Origin of the sequence: Dietzia sp. CW19, from assembly GCF_014145265.1 — a bacterium.
Classification (GTDB): Bacteria; Actinomycetota; Actinomycetes; order Mycobacteriales; family Mycobacteriaceae; genus Dietzia; species Dietzia natronolimnaea.
In genome coordinates this window covers 1-7150 of sequence record NZ_JAALEE010000337.1, presented here as the reverse complement: position 1 = coordinate 7150, position 7150 = coordinate 1, and the positions used below count along the sequence as shown (strand labels likewise).

Sequence of the window (7150 nt, the reverse complement as noted above, 5' to 3'; positions counted from 1 at the left end):
CGCCGCGGCCGGGATGAGCGCGCGGAAGAACGACGTGAAGTCGGCCCGGGACGCGGTCAGCAGCCGCGAGAGTTCCTCCAGCAGCGGCTCGATCGCATCCGACCCGGCCGCCCCGTCGCCCGACCCGGGTTCGCCCGACCCCTCCGGATCGCCCGACCCCTCCGGATCGCCCGGCCCGGCCGGTCGGCCCAGCGCAGCGGGAAGTCCCAGCTTGGTGCGCATCCCCTCGGTCCAGGCCTCCTGGTAGCGGGTGGGAAACGTCCCCAACGAGGCGGTCAGCGTCTCGACGGCCGCGTTCTCGTCGTCGTCGACCAACGGGACCAGGGTCTCGGCGAACCTCGCCAGGTTCCACTGCACGATGGGCGGCTGGTTGCCGTAGGCGTAGCGACCCTGGGTGTCTATCGAGCTGAACACCGTGGCGGGGTCGAACTGCTCCATGAACGCACACGGACCGTAGTCGATGGTCTCGCCGGAGATCGTGGTGTTGTCCGTGTTCATGACCCCGTGGATGAACCCCAGCAGCATCCACTGCGCCACCAGGGAGGCCTGGGCGTCGAGGACGGCGGCGAACAGCGCGAGGTACGGGTTCTCCGCGTCGGCCGCCTGCGGGTAGTGGCGCGCGATGGCGTGGTCGGCGAGCCTCCGCACCAGCTCGACGTCGCCGGTGGAGCGGGCGAACTGGAAGGTGCCCACCCGCAGGTGGCTGGCCGCCACACGGGCGAGCACGGCGCCCGGCAACGGTTGCTCGCGGTACACGGCCGCCCCGGTTCCGACCACCGCCAGCGCCCGCGTGGTGGGCACACCCAGCGCGTGCATGGCCTCGCTGATGAGGTACTCCCGGAGCATCGGCCCGACCGCTGCCAGACCGTCGCCACCACGGGCGAACGGCGTGCGGCCTGAGCCCTTGAGGTGCAGGTCGCGACCGTCCGGGAGCTCGCCCATCAACAGGGCCCGTCCGTCGCCCAGTCGCGGGGAGTAGCCACCGAACTGGTGTCCCGCGTACGCCTGCGCGACCGGGGTGGCGCCGGAGGGGACGTGGGTTCCGGTCAGCAGGCCCAGGCCCTCGTCTCCCCGGAGGTAGGCCGGGTCGATGCCCAGCTCGGCGGCCAGCGGCTCGTTGAGGGCGAGCAGGCGCGGCGTCGGCGCCTCGGCCGCCTTCCATTGCACCCCGAGATCGGGGAAGTCGCGGGCGAAGCCATCGGTGAGCCGTACGCCGGGCCGCTCCTGGGAAGTCATGCCGTCAACGGTACGTCTCCGTCGCGGGGTGCCCCGGCCGGCCGGCCAGGTTCTCCGCGTCGGCACCGAGACGCCCGAGATCCGCGCGCAATGCCGCGATGTCCGCCGACAGCCGGCTGACCTGAGCCTGCGTGGCCGCCTGGTTGGCCTCGTCCACCTCGCTGACCCGGTCCACGATCCAGGAGGCGAGAGTGGCCGTGACGACACCCAATAGGGCGATCCCCGCGAGCATCAGACCCGCCGCGATCACCCGGCCCGTAGGGGTCACCGGTGCGGTATCGCCGTACCCGACGGTGGTGACCGTGACCACCGACCACCACAGCGCCTCCCCGTAGGTCTCGATCGATGAGCCCGGAGCCCCGCGCTCGGCGTCCAACATCGCCAGAGCGGACACGACGAGCAGGACCGACGTCGACCCCGCGGCGTACGCGATCACCTGGCCGCGCACGGCCGTCCCCGCCGAGCGGTGCATGACGCTCAGCAGCATCACCAGGCGGAGAAGGCGCAGTGGCCGGAGCATCGGCAGCGCGATCACCACCACCTCGTACCAGTGCGTGAACAGCCACCGACCACGTGGCTTCGCCAACACCAGGCGCACCACGAAGTCCACCGCGAAGAGCACCCAGGTCCCCACGATCACGACCTCGGTGGCGACGCCCCCCGCGCCGACCGGGTTCACCAGGACCGAGACCGCGTAGGCGACCAGGAAGGCCAGGGCTGCCCCGATCAACGGCCATTCCGTCAGTTCCGCCCACCGTTTTTCCGTCACCGTTCGATGATGTCCGATCCCCGGCGTCCGGGGTGAGCGAAGTGTCGACGAGGTTACCGATCGGCGGAACGGGCTCGCACCACCGGTCACAGGGCGTAGATTCCCCGGCACATCGGCTCTCGGTCGGGTGCGCGGCAGGCGTAGAGCAGTGGGACCATCTCCCGCCGAGGCATCACACGGAACCGAGGACCGGCCATGTCAGCAAACGCGGTGGGCTTCGCGCTACTCATACTCGGGTTGGCGCTGCTGATCGGAAAGATCATCCGAGTCAAGGTGGGGATAGTCCAGTCACTGTTCCTCCCCAGCTCGATCGTCGCCGGGGCCCTGCTGCTCCTGTTGGGACCCGAGGTGCTGGGCCGGTTCGGGGGTCCGTGGGGGGAAAACGGTCTGTTCACCGAGCCGATGGTCGAGGTGTGGTCCTCGCTGCCCGGGCTGCTGATCAGCGTCATCTTTGCCACCATGTTCCTCGGGCAGAAGCTGCCGACCGCGAAGCGGGCAGTGAAGCTCGTGGGCCCCCAGCTCTCGCTCGGGGTGTCCCTCGCATCCGGGCAGTACGTCGTGGGCCTGCTCCTCGCGGCCCTCATCCTGGTGCCGACCCTGGCGGCGGCGCCGATGACCGGTGCGCTCATCGAGATCGGGTTCGAGGGCGGCCACGGCACCGCCGCCGGTATGCGCCCGGTCTTCGACGATTTGGGCTTCAGCGAGGGCGCCGATCTCGCCGTCGGACTGGCCACCGTGGGAATCGTGGGCGGGATCGTGATCGGCATCGCGTTGATCAACTGGGCCGTGCGCACCGGGAAGACTGAGATCGTCACCGGGAGCGCCAAGATGTCCATCGAGGAGCAGAAGGGCCTCTTCCGCGAGGACGAGTACTACTCCGCCGGCAAGATGACCTCCCGCCCCTCCTCCGTCGAGCCGCTGTCGCTCCACATCGCGATCGTCACGGTGGCGATCCTCGTCGGGCTCGCGATCCTGGAGGGCCTGCGCTGGATCGAGCAGGCGACCTACGCGTCGGTCATGCTCGACGAGAACACCCCGTTGGAGATCTTCGCCTACGTCCCCCTCTTCCCCATCGCCCTCCTCGGCGGCGTGATCGTGCAGTACGTCGCCACGAAGGCCGGGTTCGCCCACGTGATCGACGCCCAGATCATGCTGCGGATCCAGGGCTGGGCGCTCGACTTCCTCATCGTCGCCGCCATCGCCACACTGTCCCTGCAGGCCATCGGCGAGAACATCGGCGTCTTCGTCATCCTCGCGGTCGCGGGGATCGTGTTCAACGTCGCCGTCTTCCTCCTGCTGGCCCCGCGGATCATCGGTCGCTACTGGTTCGAGCGCGGCATCGGGGACTTCGGACAGTCCATGGGCGTCACCGCGACGGGCCTCATCCTGATGCGCGTGGTCGACCCGCAGGCCGAGAGCCCCGCCTTCGAGGCGTTCGGCTACAAGCAGCTGGTCTTCGAGCCGTTCTTCGGCGGTGGGCTCATCACCGCCATGGCCGTGCCGATCATCTTCCTCACCGGAGTGTGGCCGCTGTTCTTCGTGATGCTGGCGGTCTTCCTCGTGGCCGTGCTTTCCGGAATGTTCTACTTCCGGCCCAGGGAGATGAGGGACCGGGCGGAGTGGGAGAAGGAGAAGTCCGGCGCCGAGGAACCCGCGCGCGAATAGGCCCTCGACTCGTCAGCCCCGTGGCCGCAACCCGGCCATCGCCCTCACGTCGGACACTAGGATTAAGGAAACCCCACTTCCGGACCGACCCCAGGAGGACCCATGCGGAAGAAGTCGTGGAGCGAGCTGTCCGATGGTCAGAAGGCCACGATCCTGACACTGATGTCCGTGCAGGTGTCGCTGGCGGTCACGGCGTGGACCGATCTGGCGTTCCGGCCCGCCGAACAGGTGCGTGGAAGCAAGGCCAGGTGGGCTGCCATCATCGCGGTCAACTTCATCGGACCCGCCCTCTACTTCGTGCGGGGGCGGCGGAGATGACCACCCGGGGACGGGCGGGGCTCGCCGCCGGTGTCCTCCTCGTCGTCGTCCTGACCCTCGGCGCGTGCGCCGCGGGACCCAACGTCGACGTCTCCCCGGAGGGCCTCGGTTTCTGGTGGGGGCTCTGGCACGGGCTCATCCTCCCGGTGACCTTCATCATCTCCCTGTTCACCGACACCGTGACCATCTACGAGGTGGGCAACAACGGCAACTGGTACAACTTCGGATTCGTCCTAGGAATCGCGTTGTTCTCCGGCCCCGCGATGGCGGGCTCCCGCCGCCGTTGACTCCCGGCACCTCTGGGGGAACCATCGCGCCCGCGCGACCGGATCCGGCCCGGCACCCGAACCGCGGTCGACGGTGCGGCCGCGGTCGCGCATGATCTCGTCCAGTCGCCCTTCGTCCAGGCCGGACCATTCGACGTAGTCGTCCCACTCGCGCCCGGTCATGACACGGAGAGACCGGAGAGCAGGACGAGCCGCGTCCCCACCGGGTCCACCACCCGGGGCGGTCTGGCTCCGTTCTCGTCGACGATCACGCTCGGCGGGGTACCGATCACTTTCTCTCCTAGGGTCGCGGCGACTGCGATCTCGTGAACGCTAGTTCACCTAGGCCGCGATATGGCCGCCGCGCACGCCAATTCACCTGGGTGAAATGGCACGTGAATCGCCAGCTCGAAGCCGATTGCAAAGGTGCTCGGCGCGCGACGCCCGGGCGGTGCGTGCTCCGGCGGGCGCGCTGGTCGCGGGACTCGCCGGCGGCCGTGACGAGGCGCCGGTCACGAAGCTGAGCATTCCCTTACCTACGCCCCCGGCCGAGCGCATACTTGACCCGTCCACCACCGGCGTCGCCTCTCCGACCCCGGCGGTTCCAGCACGCGCGCCGCCCACGGGAGCACCATGAGCACCGATCAGATCACCGAGAAGACCGACGACCCCGGCGAGCCGTCCCCGCTCGCCACCGTGACCGGTGCGGTCGCACGCGCCGCCCGCCGACTCCCGGTCACCGCGATCGTGCTGGCGGCACTGCTCGTGACCGGGGTGGTGTTCGAGACGCTGTGGCGTTCCGCCCCTGACGCCCCGTGGTTCGAGGGCGTGGCCTACGGCGTCCCCGCGCTCGAGGGCGGCCGCTGGTGGACCGTGTTCGCCGGCCCGTGGTTCGGGATGACCCCTCTCCAGCACGTGTCGCTCCTCGTGCTGGTGGCGGTGGGGATCGGGGTGGGCGAGTGGCGACTGGGGTCGGCGCGGACGGCCCTGGTCGCGATCGGTGGCCAGCTGATCGGCGTGCTGGGGGCGTTCGGCGTCCTCGTCCCCGGTGACGCGGTGGGCTGGGAGTGGGCCACCGAGCTGTCCGTGGTGCTCGACGTGGGGTGCTCGACCGCGGTGATCGCCGTGCTGGCCGCCACCACGGCCACGCTGGTGTCACCGTGGCGACTGCGCGCACGGGCCCTGCTCTACGGCTATGTGATCGTGTCGTTCCTGTTCCTCGGGCGCCTGTCCGACCTCACGCACCTCATCGCCTTCGCGGTGTTCCTGCTTGTGGGCGAGCGGTTCTTCTCCCGCACCGAGCGGGGACTGCGGCCCCGCACGCGGCGCGAGACCAGGCTTGTCGTCTCGGCCGGGATGTGGTTCCTCGCTGCGGTGCACGTGGTGGTCTACTTCGTCCCCGCGGAGGGCCCCCTCGGCCCGACCGAGGCCGACGACGTGAACCTGGCCGGCATGCTCCTGTCCGTCCTGGTCGCCGCGGTGACCGCCGAGCTGCTCCGCCGCGGCTACCGGGTGGCGTGGCTCGTCGCCCTCGTGTACGCGCTCCTCACGGCGGTGGCGACCCTCGTCGTCACCGTCCTGGTCGTGACCGCGGATTTCGAGAGCCTCGGTGCCGTCACCGCGGGCACGGGCCTGCTGTGGACGGGCGAGGCCGTCCTGCTCATCGCCGGCCGGGGCGCGTTCGGGGTCCGGCCGGCGACGGGTCACCGGCTCCTCGGTCCACTCGGACGAGGTGATCGACCGCGTCCGCGCGCTCATCCGCAGGCATGGCGGCAGCACCATGTCGTGGATGATCACGTGGCAGCCGATGAACTACTTCTTCGGGCCCGGAGCACAGGCCGGTGGGGGCCCCGACGGGAAACCGGACGCCGTCGACACGGGCGCACCGGCCGCCGGCGTGGTGGGCTACCGCCTGCACGTCGGCACCGTCATCGCGCTGGCGGATCCGGTGGCCGCACCCGCCGACCGCGCCCGGCTGCTGACCGAGTTCGTGGACTTCGCCGAGGCGCAGGCCGCGGTGCCGTGCCTGTTCTCGGTGTCGGCCGAGACCGCCGACACCATGCGGGCGCACGGCTGGCGGGCGCTGCAGATCGCCGAGGACACCATCATGGACCTGCCCGATCTGGCGTTCGGCGGGAAGAAGTGGCAGAAGATCCGCAGCGCCATGAACAAGGCGGAGAAGAACGGCACGAGTTTCGTCTCGGGCCTGCTGCGGGAGCAGCCGTCCGCGATCCTGGGGCAGGTCCGCCAGATCTCCGAGCAGTGGGTCGGGGACAAGGAACTGCCCGAGATGGGCTTCACCCTCGGCACGGTCGAGGAGGCTCTCGACGACGACGTCCGCATCGCCCTGGCCGTCGACTCGGGCGGGGTGGTCCAGGCCGCGCTCTCCTGGCTGCCCGTCTACCGCGGCGGAGCCGAGGGCGGCGTGCGGGGCTGGACCCTGGACGTGATGCGCAAGCGCAACGGGCCCGGCGCGAACAACATGATCGAGTTCCTCATCGCCCGGTCCGCGCTCGAGTTCAAGGACGAGGGGGCCGATTTCGTCTCGTTGTCCGGTGCCCCGTTGGCGCGGAGTGGCGACGACGACGAGGTGGCCACCCTCGACAGGGGTCTGGACCTGCTCGGTCAGGCGCTCGAGCCGTACTACGGGTTCCGTTCGCTCCACCAGTTCAAAGCCAAGTTCAACCCGCGGATCGAGCCCGTGTACCTGTGCTTCCGCGACGAGGCCGACCTGCCGCGGATCGGGGTGGCGATCGGCCGGGCGTACCTGCCGGGTGCGACGACCCGCCAGCTCGCCGCGCTGGCCCGGTCGGGGAAGTCGGAGACCATCGACGCCTGAGGCCTCCGCCCCCGAGCTGCGGCATCCGCCCCCGAGCTGCGGCATCCGCTCCCGAGC

At 70.2% G+C, this 7150-nt stretch carries 7 protein-coding genes; 4 read left to right on the top strand and 3 right to left on the bottom strand.

From position 1 onward, the window contains the following. On the bottom strand, nucleotides 1–1236 hold a 1236-nt coding region (locus tag G6021_RS10500), incomplete at its 3' end, for a protein adenylyltransferase SelO family protein (RefSeq protein WP_182641247.1). A gap of 4 nt (nucleotides 1237–1240) precedes the next feature. Further along, nucleotides 1241–2005 (bottom strand): two pore domain potassium channel family protein, encoded by a 765-nt coding sequence (locus tag G6021_RS10495; RefSeq protein ID WP_182641246.1) that lies wholly within the window; start codon nucleotides 2003–2005, stop codon nucleotides 1241–1243. Between the two features lie 195 nt (nucleotides 2006–2200). Between G6021_RS10495 and G6021_RS10490 the strand changes: the two genes are divergently transcribed. The 3 genes from G6021_RS10490 (at nucleotide 2201) to G6021_RS10480 (ending at nucleotide 4275) form a co-directional block, all read left to right on the top strand. Continuing rightward, complete coding sequence (locus tag G6021_RS10490) at nucleotides 2201–3670, top strand: sodium:glutamate symporter (protein WP_182641245.1); 1470 nt, start codon at nucleotides 2201–2203, stop codon at nucleotides 3668–3670. A 102-nt stretch (nucleotides 3671–3772) separates the two neighbouring features. Beyond that, on the top strand, nucleotides 3773–3988 hold the full coding sequence (locus tag G6021_RS10485; RefSeq protein WP_179523808.1) for a PLDc N-terminal domain-containing protein: 216 nt from the start codon (nucleotides 3773–3775) through the stop codon (nucleotides 3986–3988). Continuing rightward, nucleotides 3985–4275 carry a hypothetical protein gene (locus tag G6021_RS10480; protein WP_017838311.1) on the top strand — a complete coding sequence of 97 codons (291 nt, stop codon included), beginning with the start codon at nucleotides 3985–3987 and terminating at the stop codon, nucleotides 4273–4275. Before G6021_RS10485 ends, G6021_RS10480 begins: the two co-directional genes overlap by 4 nt. 1134 nt (nucleotides 4276–5409) lie before the next feature. Here G6021_RS10480 and G6021_RS17895 read toward each other — a convergent pair. Further along, on the bottom strand, nucleotides 5410–6036 hold the full coding sequence (locus tag G6021_RS17895) for a hypothetical protein (RefSeq protein ID WP_347238950.1): 627 nt from the start codon (nucleotides 6034–6036) through the stop codon (nucleotides 5410–5412). A 7-nt stretch (nucleotides 6037–6043) separates the two neighbouring features. On the opposite strand from G6021_RS17895, the gene G6021_RS17890 reads away from it, so the two are divergent. Then, nucleotides 6044–7093 carry a DUF2156 domain-containing protein gene (locus tag G6021_RS17890; protein ID WP_347238949.1) on the top strand — a complete coding sequence of 350 codons (1050 nt, stop codon included), beginning with the start codon at nucleotides 6044–6046 and terminating at the stop codon, nucleotides 7091–7093. Nucleotides 7094–7150 lie beyond the last annotated feature (57 nt).

Coding starts and splice junctions, on each gene's coding strand:
- G6021_RS10490 (WP_182641245.1), top strand. CDS start 2,201: ATGTCAGCAAACGCGGTGGGCTTCGCGCTACTCATACTCGGGTTGGCG.
- G6021_RS10485 (WP_179523808.1), top strand. CDS start 3,773: ATGCGGAAGAAGTCGTGGAGCGAGCTGTCCGATGGTCAGAAGGCCACG.
- G6021_RS10480 (WP_017838311.1), top strand. CDS start 3,985: ATGACCACCCGGGGACGGGCGGGGCTCGCCGCCGGTGTCCTCCTCGTC.
- G6021_RS17895 (WP_347238950.1), bottom strand. CDS start 6,036: ATGGTGCTGCCGCCATGCCTGCGGATGAGCGCGCGGACGCGGTCGATC.
- G6021_RS17890 (WP_347238949.1), top strand. CDS start 6,044: ATGATCACGTGGCAGCCGATGAACTACTTCTTCGGGCCCGGAGCACAG.